Annotated in this window: 18 protein-coding genes; 1 reads left to right on the top strand and 17 read right to left on the bottom strand. The window is 64.1% G+C overall.

What is annotated here, in order from left to right; translation table 11 throughout:
- Nucleotides 1-13: 13 nt before the first annotated feature.
- The 14 genes from NH396_RS07215 to NH396_RS07150 form a co-directional block, all read right to left on the bottom strand.
- On the bottom strand, nt 14-628 hold the full coding sequence (locus NH396_RS07215; RefSeq protein WP_253062567.1) for a DUF1285 domain-containing protein: 615 nt from the start codon (nt 626-628) through the stop codon (nt 14-16).
- Between the two features lie 42 nt (nt 629-670).
- Nucleotides 671-1,504, bottom strand: coding sequence for a TatD family hydrolase (locus NH396_RS07210; protein ID WP_043331890.1), 834 nt, complete (start codon nt 1,502-1,504; stop codon nt 671-673).
- Between the two features lie 110 nt (nt 1,505-1,614).
- Nucleotides 1,615-1,965 (bottom strand): PilZ domain-containing protein, encoded by a 351-nt coding sequence (locus NH396_RS07205; protein ID WP_175088194.1) that lies wholly within the window; start codon nt 1,963-1,965, stop codon nt 1,615-1,617.
- Nucleotides 1,966-2,262: 297 nt separating this feature from the next.
- Nucleotides 2,263-3,288, bottom strand: coding sequence for a DNA polymerase III subunit delta' (locus NH396_RS07200; RefSeq protein ID WP_175088195.1), 1,026 nt, complete (start codon nt 3,286-3,288; stop codon nt 2,263-2,265).
- A complete protein-coding gene (gene tmk / locus NH396_RS07195; RefSeq protein ID WP_253062750.1) occupies nt 3,285-3,974 on the bottom strand; it encodes a dTMP kinase in 690 nt (229 codons plus the stop codon). Before tmk ends, NH396_RS07200 begins: the two co-directional genes overlap by 4 nt.
- Nucleotides 3,975-4,160: 186 nt before the next feature.
- Nucleotides 4,161-5,162: an endolytic transglycosylase MltG gene (gene mltG / locus NH396_RS07190; RefSeq protein ID WP_176676430.1), complete on the bottom strand. Its 1,002-nt coding sequence runs from the start codon at nt 5,160-5,162 to the stop codon at nt 4,161-4,163.
- 72 nt (nt 5,163-5,234) lie between these two features.
- Complete coding sequence (gene pabC / locus NH396_RS07185; RefSeq protein WP_253062556.1) at nt 5,235-6,125, bottom strand: aminodeoxychorismate lyase; 891 nt, start codon at nt 6,123-6,125, stop codon at nt 5,235-5,237.
- 120 nt (nt 6,126-6,245) lie between these two features.
- A complete protein-coding gene (gene fabF, locus NH396_RS07180) occupies nt 6,246-7,490 on the bottom strand; it encodes a beta-ketoacyl-ACP synthase II (protein ID WP_175088199.1) in 1,245 nt (414 codons plus the stop codon).
- A gap of 339 nt (nt 7,491-7,829) precedes the next feature.
- Nucleotides 7,830-8,063 carry an acyl carrier protein gene (acpP, locus tag NH396_RS07175; protein ID WP_024950601.1) on the bottom strand — a complete coding sequence of 78 codons (234 nt, stop codon included), beginning with the start codon at nt 8,061-8,063 and terminating at the stop codon, nt 7,830-7,832.
- 100 nt (nt 8,064-8,163) lie between these two features.
- Nucleotides 8,164-8,907: a 3-oxoacyl-ACP reductase FabG gene (gene fabG, locus NH396_RS07170; protein WP_043331893.1), complete on the bottom strand. Its 744-nt coding sequence runs from the start codon at nt 8,905-8,907 to the stop codon at nt 8,164-8,166.
- 60 nt (nt 8,908-8,967) lie between these two features.
- On the bottom strand, nt 8,968-9,930 hold the full coding sequence (fabD, locus tag NH396_RS07165) for an ACP S-malonyltransferase (RefSeq protein ID WP_043331894.1): 963 nt from the start codon (nt 9,928-9,930) through the stop codon (nt 8,968-8,970).
- A gap of 288 nt (nt 9,931-10,218) precedes the next feature.
- A complete protein-coding gene (gene plsX, locus NH396_RS07160; RefSeq protein WP_175088202.1) occupies nt 10,219-11,241 on the bottom strand; it encodes a phosphate acyltransferase PlsX in 1,023 nt (340 codons plus the stop codon).
- 29 nt (nt 11,242-11,270) lie between these two features.
- Nucleotides 11,271-11,441, bottom strand: a complete 171-nt coding sequence (rpmF, locus tag NH396_RS07155; RefSeq protein ID WP_065392644.1) for a 50S ribosomal protein L32 — start codon at nt 11,439-11,441, stop codon at nt 11,271-11,273.
- Nucleotides 11,442-11,474: 33 nt separating this feature from the next.
- A complete protein-coding gene (locus NH396_RS07150) occupies nt 11,475-12,005 on the bottom strand; it encodes a YceD family protein (protein ID WP_107335333.1) in 531 nt (176 codons plus the stop codon).
- Between the two features lie 258 nt (nt 12,006-12,263).
- On the opposite strand from NH396_RS07150, the gene NH396_RS07145 reads away from it, so the two are divergent.
- Nucleotides 12,264-12,860, top strand: a complete 597-nt coding sequence (locus tag NH396_RS07145) for a Maf family protein (RefSeq protein ID WP_253062554.1) — start codon at nt 12,264-12,266, stop codon at nt 12,858-12,860.
- A 67-nt stretch (nt 12,861-12,927) separates the two neighbouring features.
- Here NH396_RS07145 and NH396_RS07140 read toward each other — a convergent pair whose 3' ends face one another.
- The 3 genes from NH396_RS07140 to NH396_RS07130 are packed head-to-tail and all read right to left on the bottom strand — an operon-like array spanning nt 12,928 to nt 15,671.
- Nucleotides 12,928-13,998, bottom strand: a complete 1,071-nt coding sequence (locus NH396_RS07140) for a S49 family peptidase (RefSeq protein ID WP_253062552.1) — start codon at nt 13,996-13,998, stop codon at nt 12,928-12,930.
- A 34-nt stretch (nt 13,999-14,032) separates the two neighbouring features.
- Nucleotides 14,033-14,719, bottom strand: a complete 687-nt coding sequence (locus tag NH396_RS07135) for an HAD-IA family hydrolase (protein ID WP_253062550.1) — start codon at nt 14,717-14,719, stop codon at nt 14,033-14,035.
- Entirely contained in the window at nt 14,712-15,671 is a 960-nt protein-coding gene (locus NH396_RS07130) for an RluA family pseudouridine synthase (RefSeq protein WP_054555007.1), read from the bottom strand. Before NH396_RS07130 ends, NH396_RS07135 begins: the two co-directional genes overlap by 8 nt.
- Between the last annotated feature and the right edge of the window lie 203 nt (nt 15,672-15,874).

The following is a 15,874-nucleotide window of genomic DNA, read 5'->3' as shown; positions in this document are numbered from 1 at the left end:
GGCTCAAACAAGTTCAGACCTCGACCTCATCGGCCGCCAGCTGTCCCAGAATCTGGAAGCGCCCGCCGCTCATGAAGCCGAGTGTCAGGCTGCCGTCTTCCTGCTCATGCGTCTCGGCGCTCTCGAGCAGCCGATAGTAGAGATTGCGGTGCAGGCGCGCGGCAAGGCCGAAGCGCACCGGCACTTCCGGTAGCCACAGGCCGTCCGGCGTCTCGCTCAGCGTCAGGCAGGTCTCCCCTTCCAGTCGCACGACATCGCCCTGATCGGTGACCAGCTGCCAGACGTCCGGCCGAGGCTCTGTCTGTCCAGGCTCTGTCTGCACAGAATCGCTCTCGATGCGGGAGCAGTCCACCGCCAGGAAGGGGCGGTCCTCGACCTGGATGGTGACCTTCTCCGCCGGCGTGACCAGGCAGTAGCTGCCATCGGGCTCGCGGCGCAGGACACGTGACAGCATGTGCACCAGTCGCGCACGGCCGATGGGCGTGCCCTCGTGCATCCAGCGCCCATCGGCGCAGATGACGAGGTCCATCTCGCCACAATGCGCCGGGTGCCATTGATCCACCGGCGGCAATGCCTTGCCGCTGGTGGCCTTGTCGCCCAGCTGGGTGAGGATGGCGGCTGGATTCATGACGTTCCCTCCCTGGTGGTCAGATCATGCGGGGTACCACGCTCAATCGATGAGCATACCGCTGCTGGCCAGCGCTTCGCGAACGTTGTCCGGCGCTTCCGGCGCGGCGGCACGGAACAGGCGATAGAAGTTGGCGGTGGTCTGCATCGCCAGCTCATCGACGGTGATGCCGCGCTCGGCGGCGATGCATTCGGCGACCTCGACCACATTGCCCGGCACATTGGAGGTGCCACGGTACGGCACCGGCGCCAGATAGGGGCTGTCGGTCTCGATCAGCAGGCGGTCCAGCGGGATGGCGCGTGCCAGCTCGCGGACGTGTTCGGCGTTGCGAAAGGTGACGATACCGGAGATGGAGACCATGAAGCCGTGGCCCACCGCGATGCGCGCCATATCGAGATCTTCGGTGAAGCAGTGCAGCACGCCACCGACAGCGGGGTCCGTGTGCTGCTTGATTAGCGCCAGGGTGTCTTCCCGCGCCTCACGGGTGTGGATGATCACCGGCAGCTCGAGCTCACGCGCGGCGATCAGATGGCGCGTGAAGCGCTCGTACTGCAGCTCGCGGCTGACGCTCTCGTAGTGATAGTCGAGGCCGGTCTCGCCGATGGCCACCGCGCCGAAGCGCTCGGCGCACTTCTTGATGTCCTCGACCGTGGGTTCCGGGTCGACCTGATGCAGCGGATGTACACCGGCGGAAATCACCACATCCTCATGCTGCTGGGCGATGGCCGAGATCTCGGGCACATCGTCAAGCGTGACGGCAATGGCGAGAAACTGATGCACGTGACGGGCGCGCGCGGCGTCCAGCACGGCCTCGAGGCTGCCGCCGTGCTCTTCCAGTTTCAGACGATCAAGGTGGCAATGCGAATCGACAAACATCCGGAAACTCTCACTACTGATGGCCACGCGGAGCGCGGCGAAAAACGTGCTCGACCGGCGGGCGCCCATGGCACTGCCGGTCGAGATGATGAAGCGACGCTGCGCTCGCGCTACAGCGTATAGGTCGCGTGCCCCTTGCCGAGCATGCCGGCCAGGTGGTTCTCGATATGATCGCGCACCTGGCGGTCCTCTTCACTGAAGTGGATGCCGATCCCGGCAGTGCGCCGGCCACTGACGCCCTGCGGGGAGATCCATACCACGCGCCCGGTGACCGGAATGCGCTCGGATTCCTCAGGCAGGGTCAGCAGCAGATAGACCTCCTGGCCCATGGTGTAGCGCTCGGTGGTCGGCACGAAGATGCCGCCGCGCACGAGGGTCGACATGTAGGCGGCCAACAGGGTCTTCTGATCACGAATGGTCAGCGAGAGCGCCTTCTGGCCTTGCTGTGGAGCGGTATTCATCCTTCACCTCCGGCCGGTCTCCCGGCACATGCAGTCCCGTGACGAGCGTCAACGCTCACATGAGGGCTCACGCTGCGAATCAATGCGTATTCTTCGGCCATTGCCTGTTTTATCTGACGCAAGGCGAGCAAGCGGCCTGTCGGTTTCAGTCTAGCCTGCCCGCCTTGCCTCGCGCAGCCTCGTGGTTTTCCACGCGGGCCTTTGCTCAGCCCCTTCCTCAGCTCTTCGCTCGGGCCTTCACGCCAGAAGCTCAGACCTTCATGCGGGCCTTTACGCCAGAAAAAGCCAGCTGCGCATTCAGGAGCGCAGCAAGGCGGCCCAACGCACCAGCCAGGCCTCCAGCACCAGCTGAGGGTTGGGGTTGCCGCCCGCAGCCAGCAGGCGGCGCTGCTCGCGCGCGAAATCCAGCAGCTTGAACCAGTCCTGGGTGCGCCCGTTCTTGACCGCCTGTCTCAGCAGCGGCTCGAGACTGGGGTCACGCAGGTCGCCGGCATTGCCGGACAGGCCCATGCGAATCAGGTCTTCCAGCCAGGCAATACCGTACCACAGCACCTGCGCCAGCGGTTGGCGCTCCAGTCGCCACGCCTCGGCCACCGGCTCACCACCGCGCACCAGCGCATCGAACAGCTCGCGCAAGGCCTGACGCAGCTGACGCTGCTCCGCCTCGCCAAGACGCACCGCCAGCTGCGGCAGTCCGCCCGCCATGCGCAGCAGGGCCTGAGCATCCTCGCCCAGCTGCTGCGTGAGCCACGGCAAGCTCTCTTCGGCCGGCGGAATCACCAGCGGCCATTGCTGACAGCGCGAGCGGATGGTCGGGAGTACCCGCGACGGCATGTCGCTGAGCAGAATGAACAGCGTATTGGCGCCGGGCTCCTCGAGGCTCTTGAGCAAGGCGTTGGCCGAGGCGATGTTCATCGACTCCGCCGGTTGCAGACGGATGACGCGGTAGCCGCCCTGCTGGGCCGTCTGGGAGACGAAGCGGTTGACCTCACGGATCGGGTCGATGCGGATCATCTTGCCGACATCCTGCGGCGCGACCGCCATCAGATCAGGGTGATGCCCGGCCGCCAGCATATGGCAGCCATGACATTCACCGCAGGCCGCTGCGCCGGGCTTGCCCTGGGCGGTACGACACAGCACGCGAGCGATCATCGCATCGGCCAGCTCATGCTTGCCAAGCCCCGACGGTCCGCTGAGCATCACCGCATGCGGCAGGCGACCGTTGTCGTGCACCGCGGTGAAGTGTTGCCACAGCGAGTGCTGCCACGGCAGCGGCGAGAAGCTCGAAAGCGTGACACCATTGCTGACGTCTGAAGCACTCATGGCTGCACATCCTTGGGAATGTCCTTGGGAATGTCCGCCTGCCAGGCCGCCACGCGCGCCGCCAGTACCGCCGCGATATCGGCCTGCACGGCCTCGAGCGACTGACCGGCATCGATGGTGGCAAAGCGCTCGGGATCGGCGTCACGACGCATGTAATAGCCGACACGCACCGCCTCGAAGAACTGCTCGGCTTCCTGCTCGATGCGGTCGGCGCCTTCGCCGGTCTTGGCGCGGCGAGCGGCCAGACGGCCACGCGCCGCCTCTACCGGCATGTCCAGCAGCAGGGTCAGGTCCGGCTGCAAGCCTTTCTGCACCAGGGATTCCAACGTCGAGATATCCGCCAGCGGCAGGTTGCGGCCACCGCCCTGGTAGGCAAAGGTCGCGTCGGTGAAACGATCACACACCACCCAGGCTCCGCGCGCCAACGCCGGGCGAATGGTCGCGGCCAGATGCTGGGCACGCGCGGCGAACATCAACAGCAGTTCGGCATCATCACTCAGCGACTCGGCCGGCGCCGGGTCCAGCAGCAACTGGCGAATGGCTTCCGCTCGCTCGCTGCCACCCGGCTCACGCGTGCGCACGACCTCGAGGCCATGCGCCTCTAGCTCGGCGACCACGAAGGCGACATTGGTGCTCTTGCCGACGCCTTCACCGCCTTCCAGCGTGATGAAGCGACCACTGGGCACGGCCTCGGCAGACACGGACTGGGTGGCCGCCGCGCTGGCGGCGTGACGAGAAGACGTCGTGCTTGATGCGCTCGGACGTGAAGACATGATGTTTCCTGATTCAGACAGCAGATGACTCGCGACGACAGCCCCGTGCAGCATGGCAGACCCTGTTTGCCACACGGGTTTCAGCTCATTCGCCACGTATTACCGATTGAGAATATAACGGCGCACAGCATTGTTGTGCTCGCGCAGCGTGCGCGAGAAATGATGCTTGCCCTCACCCTTGGCGACGAAGTAGTAGGTATCGCCCTCCTTGGGATGCACCGCCGCTTCCAGCGCGGCGCGCCCGGGCATCGCGATCGGCGTCGGCGGCAGACCGGTGATCACGTAGGTATTCCAGGGCGTCGGCTTGCGCAGGTCGGCGCGCGACAACGAGCCGTCATAGTCCTTGCCCAGACCATAGATGACGGTCGGGTCGGTCTGCAGGCGCATGCCGCGCTCCATGCGACGCTTGAAGACGCCGGCGATCTCGCCGCGCTCTTCCGGCGCGCCGGTCTCGCGCTCGATCAGTGACGCCATGATCAGCGCCTCGTAGGCGCTGGTGATCGGCAGGTCGTCGTCTCGCCCGGCCCAGACTTCCTCCAGCGTCCTGTTCATGCGGGCATAGGCCTGCTTGTAGAGCGAGAGGTCGCTGACGCCCTTGTGATAGCGGTAGGTGTCCGGGAAGAAGCGCCCTTCCGGCTTCTCGCCCTCTGCACCGACAGCCGCCATCAGCTCTTCATCACTCATGTCGCGAGTCGTGTGCTCAAGCTTGGGCGAGGCATCCATGGCAGTGCGCATCTGGGCGAAGGTCCAACCCTCCGGCACGGTCAAGGTATAGCTGACCACATCGTCACTGGACAGCAGCGCCACCAGCTCACGACCGTTCAAGCCCGGCGTGAGACGGAATTCACCGGCGCGCAGGCCATTGACGGCCTCAGGCTCGAGGCGCGACCACACCTTGTACGGCCAGCTCGCTTCGATGATGCCCTGTGACTCGAGCTCGCCCACGACCCTGGTCAGACTGGCGCCCTTGGGCACCTCGAACAGCTGCTCCTTCTCGATCGCCAACGGTGACAGCAACTGCGCCTGCCAGTAACGAAAGCCCACCACACCCGCAGCCACGGCCAGCACTACCAGCATCAGGAGGATCTTGAACACTCGCATAATCAGGTTTCCAGTCTTCATGGCGAAGGCGACGACCGCACAGGCAGGCCTGCTGACGCTCGTCGTCTTCCGTCAGTTCGCGGGCTCGCCCAGCAAGCGCGCGACAGTGTGATTCAACTCGTCCAGCGCCGGATGCGCCTCATTCTTCCACTCAGCCAGAATCGCGCCATCGGGCTTGAGCAGGGTGCGCAGCGGCCAGACGCCCTGCACGGAATTCATGACGACGACCTGCTCGGCCCACGCGAGTGACTCAAGCCCCTCTCGGACTCGCTCGAAGGTCATCTCGGCCTCAAGCGCCGCCAGCAGCGTGCCCTCGACACCGGCACGATCAAGACACGGCGTGAACCAGCGACCGTCACGATACCAGGCCAGATTCATGCTGGTGGCTTCAACCAGCTCGCCCTGCGCATTGAGCAACAGGCCCTCGCTGATGGCCATGTCGCTCCACTCACGGCGCGCCAGCACGTTCTCGAGCCGATTGAGGTGCTTGAGCCCCGCCAGTGCCGGCTGCTCGGCCACACGCAGCTCGCAGACCCGTGCCGTGATACCACGCCGCGCCTGCTGATTGACCGCAAAAGGCGTCGCGCGTGCCCGCAAGCGCGCCTGCGGTGACTCCGGTGCCCTGTAGCCCCGCCCGCCGGAGCCGCCGGTGACGATCAGCTTGAGCACTTCCAGCCCCTCGCCCTGACAGACCGCCAGGCAGCTCGCCAGCTCAGCTGACGAAGGCGCCGCAATTCCCAGACGCTGACAACCGCGCGTCAGGCGCGCCTCGTGCCAGGACCACAGTTGCGGCTGACCCTCACGCACCAGAATCGTCTCGAACACGCCCTCGCCATAGGCGAGGCCACGGTCATCACTGGGCAGATCGGCAGCTAGCGCCGCAAGGGAGTGCTTGTCGTCAGCGCTTTTTTCATCAGAGGCCCGGTCATCTGGGCTCTCGTTGCCAGAGGCATCAGTCGTCATCGATACAGCCCTCCAGAGAACGGTTGCGGACACGACACGCAAGGCAGAGGTGACTCCCCACAGACAAACGCGCCCCCGGATGGGAGCGCGTCTGAGGAGAGAGAACACGAAAGCGTGTGATCAGTCCTTGAGCTTGCCGAACACCAGCGAGCCGTTGGTGCCACCGAAGCCGAACGAGTTGGACAGGGTGTACTCGATCTTCATGTCACGTGCGACGTTCGGCACGTAATCGAGATTGCAGCCCTCGGCCGGGTTGTCCAGGTTGATGGTCGGCGGCGCGATCTGGTCACGCATCGCAAGCACGCAGAACACGGCCTCGACCGCACCGGCAGCACCCAGCAGGTGACCGATCATCGACTTGGTGGAGCTGACCGCCACATCACGTGCCGCATCACCCAGCACCGATTCGACGGCGAGACTTTCTGCCTTGTCGCCGGCATTGGTGGAGGTGCCATGGGCATTGATGTAGTCGATCTGGCTCGGCTCGAGCTTGGCGTCACGGATGGCGTTGCGCATCGACGCGGCCGCACCACGGCCGTCTTCGGGCGGCGCCGTCATGTGGTGAGCGTCGTCGGACATGCCGAACCCGAGCACCTCGGCGTAGATGGTCGCGCCACGCGCCTTGGCGTGCTCGTACTCTTCCAGCACGACGACACCGGCGCCGTCGGACAGCACGAAGCCATCGCGGTCGCGGTCCCACGGACGGCTGGCCGCCTGCGGATCATCGTTGCGGGTCGACAGCGCACGCGCCGCGGAGAAGCCACCCAGGCCCAGCGGCGTGGTCGCCATCTCGGCACCACCGGCCACCATCACGTCGGCATCACCATAGGCGATGGTGCGTGCGCTGTAACCGATGTTGTGCGTCCCGGTGGTACAGGCGGTGGTGATCGCGATGTTCGGACCACGATAACCGAACTGGATCGCCAGATTGCCGGAGATCATGTTGATGATGGAGCCCGGCACGAAGAACGGCGAGATGCGACGCGCACCGCCCTTCTCCAGCGCCTTGTGGTTGTGCTCGATCATCGGCAGGCCGCCGATACCGGAACCGATGGCGACACCGATACGCTCGGCGTTGTCTTCGGTACATTCAATGCCGGAGTCGGTGATGGCCTGGTGGGCCGCCGCGATACCGTATTGGATGAAGAGGTCCATCTTGCGGGCCTCTTTCGGGTTCAGGTACTGACTCACATCGAAGTCCTTGATGGAGCCACCGAAACGGGTATTGAAACCGCTGACATCGAAATGCTCGATGGCCGCGATGCCACTCTTGCCCGCCTTGATGTTGCTCCAGCTTTCCTCGACGGTATTCCCGACCGGGGTCACCAGGCCAAGACCTGTTACCACTACCCTTCTGCGAGGCATCGTGTCTCCTCCAAAACTATCGAATTGGCACGCCAGGGCCATGGACGCCCGGACGGTAATTGAGCGCATTATACAGAAACCTGGCCATGCGTGGGCAGTCGGTTTTCAAGCGCTTTTCTGGCCACTTTCACGAAGGAATTCCGACACTTGCCACAAGGGGGCATTTGTCACGAAGCCCACCGCCTACCACCATGCAATTCACGCTCTTTCGGCGCGGCATTGCGCAGCATACCCCTGAACGACAAGAGCCGCACTGAGGAACAGTGCGGCTCTTGAACGTACAGACAATTGCATCACGACCATGAGCAACAGGTTGCTCCGTGATCGCTTCAACACACCTTACTGGTGGTTGACGATGTAATCGATAGCTTCCTGCACGGTGGTGATCTTCTCTGCTTCTTCGTCAGGAATTTCAGTATCGAATTCCTCTTCCAGAGCCATCACCAGCTCGACGGTGTCCAGGGAATCGGCGCCCAGGTCTTCAGTGAAAGAGGAAGAGTTCTGGATTTCTTCTTCTTTGGCGTTCAGGCGCTCAGCCACAACCTTCTTGACGCGTTCTTCAATGGTGCTCATTTAACAATCACTCCTAGTGGTACGGAATCCGCAGCTCGAAAAAGCTGGGCGTAGTTTATAGGCCACCCCAAAAGGACGCAACCACGTCCCTGCGTGGGGTTCAGCGCATGTTCATGCCACCGTTCACCTGCAACGTCTCACCGGTAATGTAGCCTGCTGCATCACTGGTCAGGAAGCCGACTGCCGCAGCAATCTCTTCCGGCTGGCCAAGGCGCGCCAGCGGGATGTTGCCGAGCAACGCTTCGTGCTGCGCCTCCGGCAATGCTTCAGTCATGTCAGTGGCAATGAAGCCCGGCGCCACTGAGTTGACGGTAATATTGCGTGACGCGACTTCGCGCGCCAGCGAGCGGGCAAAGCCCTCCATGCCTGCCTTGGCGGCAGCATAGTTGACCTGACCGAGATTGCCCATGGTCGCGACCACGGACGAGATGTTGACGATGCGGCCGAAGCGCGCCTTGGTCATGCCGCGCAGGCAGCTCTTGCTGACACGGAAGACCGACTTGAGATTGGTGTCGAGCACCGCATCCCAATCGTCTTCCTTCAAACGCATCAACAGGTTGTCACGCGTGATGCCGGCATTGTTGACCAGAATGGTCGGGGCGCCGAAGCGCTCGCCGATTTCCTTGAGCACGGCGTCGACGCTGGCCTGATCGGTGACGTTGAGCAGCATGCCCGCGCCTTCGATACCGTGCGCCTCGAGGTCAGCGCCAATGGCCGCTGCCCCTTTCTCGCTGGTGGCGGTACCGATCACGATACGGCCCTGACGGCCGAGTTCACGGGAGATGGCTTGGCCGATGCCACGACTGGCACCGGTCACCAGTGCGATTCTGCGTTCGCTCGTCATCTTGAGTCCTGAGTTGGCTGATCCAAGTCACATGGCCGGCCTGATGGGCCAGCCACGAGCTTACTGATTCTGTTCGGCAGCGGTCTCGCGGGCAAGTTCCAGCGCCGCTTCCAGGCTATCCGGATCATTCACGGCCAGGCCACGTGCCTGACGCTGAATGCGCTTGCCAAGGCCGGTCAACACTTTGCCCGGGCCGCATTCGATGAAGCTGCGCGCGCCACTGTCGAACATGGCATTGACGCAGTCGGTCCAGCGCACAGGCTGATAGAGCTGCTCGATCAGACGCTGACGCAGTGTCTCGACATCGTCATGCGCCTTGGCATCGACGTTCTGGATGACGGTATAGCGCGGCGCACGGAAATCGATGGCATTCATCGCCTCGGCCAGCTTGTCGGCCGCCGGACGCATCAGATCACAATGCGACGGCACTGACACCGGCAACGGCATGGCGCGCTTGGCTCCCGCTTCCTGACATGCCGCGATGGCACGCTCGACGGCAGCAGTACCACCGGCGATGACGACCTGTCCCGGCGCATTGTAGTTGACTGCCGCGACCACTTCACCCTGCGCTGCGCTGGCACAGGCGGCTTCGACCTGGGCATTCTCGAGACCGAGAATGGCCGCCATCGCGCCCTGGCCCTGCGGCACGGCAGTCTGCATGGCTTCGCCGCGCAGATTGACCAGCTTGACGCCCTCGGCGAAACCGATCACGCCAGCGCAGACCATGGCGCTGTATTCACCCAGGGAGTGACCTGCCATGCGCGCCGGACGCGGGCCTTCCAGCTCCTGCCAGACGCGCCAGATGGCGACACTGGCGGTTAGAAGCGCCGGTTGGGTCAGCTCGGTACGATTGAGCTCCTCCGCCGGGCCTTCCTGTGTCAGGTGCCAGAGATCGCGCCCCAGCGCGTCAGAGGCTTCCTCGAAGGTGGTGCGGACCACGCTATAGCGCTCCGCCAGCTCCCGCAGCATGCCGACCTGCTGGGAGCCCTGTCCCGGGAAGATGAGGGCCAGGGAATCTGTCATTGCTGTCACCATTTCCATCTGTTCAGGTGGGACTGACACGGGTCAAGAAACCCGATTTCCACTGGCTCGCAAGCGAGACGATCACTGTCGTATCTCACGCTTCTGCCAGGGGAAAGCCTGCTTCCTGTCATTTACATCATGCCGCTGTCCTGCGGAGGGCTTCCTGTGCGGGCTACCTGCCCCGCTCCCCCGTCCATCTTCACCGCCCGGCCACGAAGCGCTGGCATTGTCGCACCGTGTGCGCCGAAGCTCGACCCCAACAGGAACAAATCAGACCAATTTACTCATTCAGCGTGAGTATGTGCCTTCCAGGGCCTGCGCCAGGCGCGAGGGCAACTGCTCGCGAGCCTCGCTGGCCGCGCGCGTGACGGCAAAGGCAAAGCCTTCCGCCGCCGCGCCGCCGTGGCTTTTCACCACCACGTTCGCCAGACCCAGCAGGCTGGCGCCGTTGTAGCGCACCGGGTCCAGCTCACGCGAGAGTCGTGTCAGCGCCGGACGCGCCAGCCAGGCCATCAGGCGCGTGCGCCAGCTGGCCGCCAGGGTCGCCCCCAGCTGTGCCGACAGCATCTGCGCAAGTCCTTCACTACTCTTTAGCACGACATTGCCGACGAAGCCGTCACAGACCACCACATCCACCTCGCCGGAGAAGAGGTCGCCGCCCTCGACAAAGCCAAGGTAGTCGAAATCCGACTCACTGCCAGCCAGCAGGGCGTGCGCTTCCTGCACCTGCGCAGTCCCCTTGACCGACTCGACTCCCACGTTGAGCAGCCCCACTCGTGGACACTCGACCGCGTCGATGAGGCGACTGCGCATCGCCCCCATGCGGGCGAACGTCAGCAGGTGGTGCGGTGCGACATCGACGTTGGCACCGAGATCCAGCAGGCTGCAGGCGCGTGGGCCACGCGTGGGCACCGCGGCACAGATGGCAGGCCGCTCCACCCCTTTCACTCTTCCCACTTCGCGCATGCCCAGCGCCATCAAGGCGCCGGTATTGCCGGCACTGACACAGGCATCCGCCTGGCCCTTCGCCACCAGACCCAGGGCCTGAGACATGCTGCTGGGCTCGCGGCTGCGCAAGACGCGGGACGGGCGAGCATCAGACGCGACAATGCCGTCGACAGCGAGTGTCTGAAGGCGATCACGAACACGGGAGAGTGAAGCAGGGAGGGAGTCTAACTCGGCATCCAGTAGATGCTGAGGGCCGACCAGGATGGCGCTGAGTTGCGAGTCTCGCAACAGCGCACTGGCCGTGCCCCGTAACGTAGCGCGGGGACCGAAGTCCCCGCCCATCGTATCGATGGCGATACGCACGGCGTTACGCCGCGCGCTGCATCAATGCCTTATGCATCAACGACTTTGCGGCCACGGTAGAAACCGTCGGCAGAGACGTGGTGACGCAGGTGAACCGTACCGGTTTCCTTGTCCTGGGACAGGGTCGGTGCAGTCAGGGCATCGTGGCTACGACGCATGCCACGCTTGGAACGAGTTTTGCGGTTCTGCTGAACTGCCATGGGGATTACTCCAATCTTGTCGACAAATTGAGTTCAGTGCTTGTCCTTCAGGGTGCGAAGCACACTGAATGGATTCACAGCGGGTGCGTCCGAGGCCTCGGGTTCCACACCGCTGGCCAGCTGGTCGCGAGAGACGGCACAATCGGCCTCCTCGTGGTAGACCACCTGCGGCAGGACCAGGAGCACTTCATCCTCGATCACTGTCAGGAGATCCAGCTGTTCGTTTTCCACCACTACCGGCTCGTACTCACCGGGCAGCTGCGCCGCCAGCGCATCGCTGGTTACCAGACCCAACAGGAACTCACTGGAAAGCGGCTCCGGCTCGGTGGGTCCCAGACAACGTTGACATAGCAAACTTGCCTCGAAGGCGATGGAGCCTTCGATGAAGCTGCGACGTTGAGTGTCGATATCAAAGGTCATGGAGACGCTGACATCCCCTTCCTGAGCACCGATGGCCTCAACAACACGGGGCATGTTCGCCAGTGGAATCACGCCTTCAAGGCGTTTACCCGCTGACGCCAGCCGGTAGGGCTCGACCTTGGTCGGCAGTCTTGTGGTCAACATAGGCGCGCCATAATAGGGATTCCCCCTCCCGGTGTCAAAATGCATGAGCAACTTGTTGCTTTTGCCAGCCCCCTCACCATCACGCTTTCACGTCGATATGCGGCAACTGACACTGGGCTACACGTCCAGCGCGCGATTGTACGCGCCTGACACTTCAATGCCGAGAGGATTTACGGCATCCTGCCCCCCTTGTTTTTCAAATACTTGCCGCGCGCCGCCCAGCCAATGCTCGCAACGCGCCCCGACGGGAGAACCATGATGACTCCACTGGTCCTGGCGTCCAGCTCACGCTGGCGTCGTGAACTGCTTGAACGCCTCGGCCTGCCCTTCACCTGGACAGCTCCCAGCATCGACGAGACGCCGCGCCACGGAGAAAGTGCCGAGACACTGGTCCATCGCCTGGCACTCGGCAAAGCCGACGCCGTGGCGGATGCCTACTCCCATCACCTGATCATCGGCAGCGACCAGGTCGCCGTCTTCGAAGGCGAGATACTGGGCAAGCCGGCGGACCTGTCAGCCGCACGCGCCCAGCTGGCGCGCTTCTCCGGACGTCGCGTGCGCTTCGTGACCGGCCTGGCCCTGATCGACACGCACTCCGCGCGCCACTGGGTCTGCCATGAAGACTACGAAGTCGTCTTCCGCTCCCTGACCAGCGCCGAGATCGAGTGCTACGTCGAGCGAGAACGCCCCCTCGACAGCGCCGGCAGTTTCCGCATGGAAGGCCTGGGCATCACGCTCTTCGAGCGCCTCGAGGGGCGTGATCCCAACAGCCTGATCGGCCTGCCGCTGATTCGCCTGTGCGAACTGCTGCGCGAGGCAGGCGTCAACCCTCTGCTGGATGCGCCGCGCTCCTGAATGGCACCGCCCCCCCCCCCGAGAGACACCGCAGCCTTGAGCAACGAGGGCTGCGGCTCTGGCTCGCCTACCAGGGCAGGCGGTAACTGACCGGCGACACCGTCGTCTCGAGCCCCATCGCACTGGCCATCACACCGGCGAAGCGCCGCGTGAAGCGCTCGAAGGGGTCCTGACGCGGCGTGTAATCGTGCAGCTCCGCCTCTGGCGTCAGCTCCGCCGCCAGCTCTTCCAGCGTACCGGTACGATCGACCAGCCCCAGCCTCCGCGCCTGCTCACCGGTCCAGATCAGCCCCGAGAACAGCTCGGGATCGTCCTTGAGGCGCTCGCCGCGCCCGGTCTTGACCGCCGCGATGAACTGCTGGTGCGTCGTGACCAGCACGCTCTGCCAGAAGGCACGCTGATCCGGCGAGATTTCCGAGAACGGATCAAGAAACGCCTTGTTGTCTCCCGCCGTGAACACGCGACGCTCGATATCCAGCTTCTCCATCGGCCCCTTGAGCCCGAAGCTTGAGGAAATCACGCCGATGGAGCCCACCAGGCTCGAGGGTGCCGCGATGATCTCGCCGGCGCCGGCCGCCATGTAATAGGCACCACTGGCGCCCAGGTCTTCGATCACCGCGATCACCGGCTTGTCGCCCCGCTCACGCAGCCGCATCAATTCGTCATAGACGCGCTGGGACTGCACCGGGCTGCCACCGGGCGAGTTGATGTCGAGCACCACCGCCACGGAGGCCGGTGACTCCCAGGCCGCGCGCAGCCCCTTGATGATGCGTTCGGCATTGGCTTCACCGTCCGCTTCGATCACGCCTTTAACGCGCACCACGCCCAGATGCTGCTCGCCGGGCAGCGCCGCTGGCTGGCTGCCGAGCGTGAACAGGGTCAACGAGGTCGCGATCGAGGCGATGAACAGCAAGGCGAACAGGAAGCGGAAGAACAGCTTCCAGCGCCGCGAACGCCGCTGCTCGGTCACCACACCCTGCACCCAGCGGTCCATCATCTCGAGCTGCACGGTACGCTCGCGCGCCTGCCAGTCCACCTCTCGGTCACCGGCAGCGCTGCCCACACCCGCCCCACCCACGTCACTCTCGCCCTTGCCTTGCGGCCCTTCACGCCAGGGATCCTGCGGCCTGTCACTCATCGATTGCTGCTCCTGTGCTGGGCGATCGCGGCCGCTACCTGGCCACGAACAGCCAATCCATCAATTCATCGAAATGCGAGACGATGCGCTGCGGTGCACAGGCCTCAAGACGCGACACACTATGTACGCCGTAGTCGACACCGACACTGTGCATGCCAAGGGCACGCGCCATCTCCAGATCATATTCGGTATCGCCGACCATCAGCGCCTCATGTGCCTCAACGTTCAGCTCGGCCAACAGCTCCTCGAGCATGCGCGGATGCGGCTTGGACAGCGTCAGATCCGCAGTGCGCGAGGCATGGAACCAGTCACCACAGTCATGGGCCGTGAACATGCGGTCCAGCCCGCGGCGACTCTTGCCCGTCGCGACGGCCAGTAGCTGCTCGGGATGGCGACGCAGACGCTGGATGCCGGCCTCGACACCAGGAAAGAAATCCAGTGGCGTGGTATCGACCGCCACGAAATGCGCCTTGTAAGCCGCCACCAGCGCCTCGCACTGCTCGGCCGTCGCCCCCGGGAACAGGCGCTCCATGGCTTCGGGCAGCCCGAGTCCGATGATGTCGCGCGCCGCATGGGCAGGCAGCTCGCCCATGCCCGTCGCCAACGAGGCCGCCTGCAGACAGTCGACGATACGCGCCTCGGAATCCATCAGGGTGCCATCCCAGTCGAAGATGACCAGGCGATAGCGCGGTTGCGGCAGTCCTGCCGTGAGATCAGTCATGACGAGCTCCCAGCTCTCTGGCAGTGGCAAGAACGCGCTTCATTCGCTTGTCCAGCGGCGCGCGCACGGTGACGGTTCGTCCGTCGATCGGGTCAGGAAAGCTGAGCTGGGCGGCATGCAGGAACAGACGCTCCAGCCCGACCTTCTTCGCCAGGGCATTGCCGCGCTCGGTGCCGTACTTGGTATCACCGAGCAGCGGATGCCCGGCATGCACCGAGTGCACGCGGATCTGGTGGGTACGCCCGGTGATCGGCTCGGCCTCGACCAGCGTCATGCTCGGATAGGCCTCACGCACCGCGTAGCGGGTGCTGGCCGTCTTGCCGGCCTCATCGACGCGCACCCGCCGCTCACCATTGCCACCGTCATAGCGCTCCAGCGGCGCATTGACGTAATCGCGACGTGAATCCCAGCGTCCCTCGACCAGCGCCAGATACAGCTTGGTCATCTTGTGGGCCTTGAGGTCGGCATTGAGCTGCAACAGCGCTGCCCGCGACTTGGCCAGCAGAATGCAGCCGGAGGTATCACGGTCCAGGCGGTGCACCAACTCCAGGAACGGCAGGTCGGCGCGAATCTGGCGCATGGCCTCGATAAGGCCGATCTTGACGCCACTGCCGCCGTGCACGGCAAGCCCCGAGGGCTTGTTGATGACCATGAAGTCATCCGTCTCGCGCACGATGCAGCCCGCCAGCACCTCGCGCAGGTTGTCACTGACTTCCTGCACGGCGGCTTCCGGCGAGAGGCGCAGCGGTGGTACCCGCACAAGGTCTCCCGCCTGCAGGCGGTAATCGACCTTGATGCGCTTCTTGTTCACGCGCACTTCACCCTTGCGCACGATGCGATAGATCAACGCCTTGGGTGCGCCCTTGAGGCGGGTTCGCAGAAAGTTGTCGATGCGCTGCCCGGCCAATTCCGGGGCAACCTCGATCCACTGGACTGATTGGCCTTCGGCCATGTCGCACTCCTTTCCGGCCCCGCCTTCGCGCGGCCTGCTCATCTTGTTGCCGTGCGCCTGGGCGCACTCAGACCGGCCATTCTACGGTGTCATGCGACCAATGGGGAATCATCGTGCCACATGCCGCTCTCATCCGCGGTTCGCCGGACCTCGTATCTCGGGCGATGTAGCGAAGCGTTTGATCTGGCAGCTGAATTGCTGGT

Origin of the sequence: Cobetia sp. Dlab-2-AX (assembly GCF_024124625.1) — a bacterium.
Lineage (GTDB): Bacteria > Pseudomonadota > Gammaproteobacteria > Pseudomonadales > Halomonadaceae > Cobetia.
This window is presented reverse-complemented; position numbering and strand designations above follow the sequence as displayed.

What these genes read in the sequence shown, in the direction of transcription:
- NH396_RS07215 (WP_253062567.1), bottom strand. Translation starts at nt 628, where the DNA reads ATGAATCCAGCCGCCATCCTCACCCAGCTGGGCGACAAGGCCACCAGC.
- NH396_RS07210 (WP_043331890.1), bottom strand. Translation starts at nt 1,504, where the DNA reads ATGTTTGTCGATTCGCATTGCCACCTTGATCGTCTGAAACTGGAAGAG.
- NH396_RS07205 (WP_175088194.1), bottom strand. Translation starts at nt 1,965, where the DNA reads ATGAATACCGCTCCACAGCAAGGCCAGAAGGCGCTCTCGCTGACCATT.
- NH396_RS07200 (WP_175088195.1), bottom strand. Translation starts at nt 3,288, where the DNA reads ATGAGTGCTTCAGACGTCAGCAATGGTGTCACGCTTTCGAGCTTCTCG.
- mltG (WP_176676430.1), bottom strand. Translation starts at nt 5,162, where the DNA reads ATGCGAGTGTTCAAGATCCTCCTGATGCTGGTAGTGCTGGCCGTGGCT.
- pabC (WP_253062556.1), bottom strand. Translation starts at nt 6,125, where the DNA reads ATGACGACTGATGCCTCTGGCAACGAGAGCCCAGATGACCGGGCCTCT.
- fabF (WP_175088199.1), bottom strand. Translation starts at nt 7,490, where the DNA reads ATGCCTCGCAGAAGGGTAGTGGTAACAGGTCTTGGCCTGGTGACCCCG.
- acpP (WP_024950601.1), bottom strand. Translation starts at nt 8,063, where the DNA reads ATGAGCACCATTGAAGAACGCGTCAAGAAGGTTGTGGCTGAGCGCCTG.
- fabG (WP_043331893.1), bottom strand. Translation starts at nt 8,907, where the DNA reads ATGACGAGCGAACGCAGAATCGCACTGGTGACCGGTGCCAGTCGTGGC.
- fabD (WP_043331894.1), bottom strand. Translation starts at nt 9,930, where the DNA reads ATGACAGATTCCCTGGCCCTCATCTTCCCGGGACAGGGCTCCCAGCAG.
- rpmF (WP_065392644.1), bottom strand. Translation starts at nt 11,441, where the DNA reads ATGGCAGTTCAGCAGAACCGCAAAACTCGTTCCAAGCGTGGCATGCGT.
- NH396_RS07150 (WP_107335333.1), bottom strand. Translation starts at nt 12,005, where the DNA reads ATGTTGACCACAAGACTGCCGACCAAGGTCGAGCCCTACCGGCTGGCG.
- NH396_RS07145 (WP_253062554.1), top strand. Translation starts at nt 12,264, where the DNA reads ATGACTCCACTGGTCCTGGCGTCCAGCTCACGCTGGCGTCGTGAACTG.
- NH396_RS07140 (WP_253062552.1), bottom strand. Translation starts at nt 13,998, where the DNA reads ATGAGTGACAGGCCGCAGGATCCCTGGCGTGAAGGGCCGCAAGGCAAG.
- NH396_RS07135 (WP_253062550.1), bottom strand. Translation starts at nt 14,719, where the DNA reads ATGACTGATCTCACGGCAGGACTGCCGCAACCGCGCTATCGCCTGGTC.
- NH396_RS07130 (WP_054555007.1), bottom strand. Translation starts at nt 15,671, where the DNA reads ATGGCCGAAGGCCAATCAGTCCAGTGGATCGAGGTTGCCCCGGAATTG.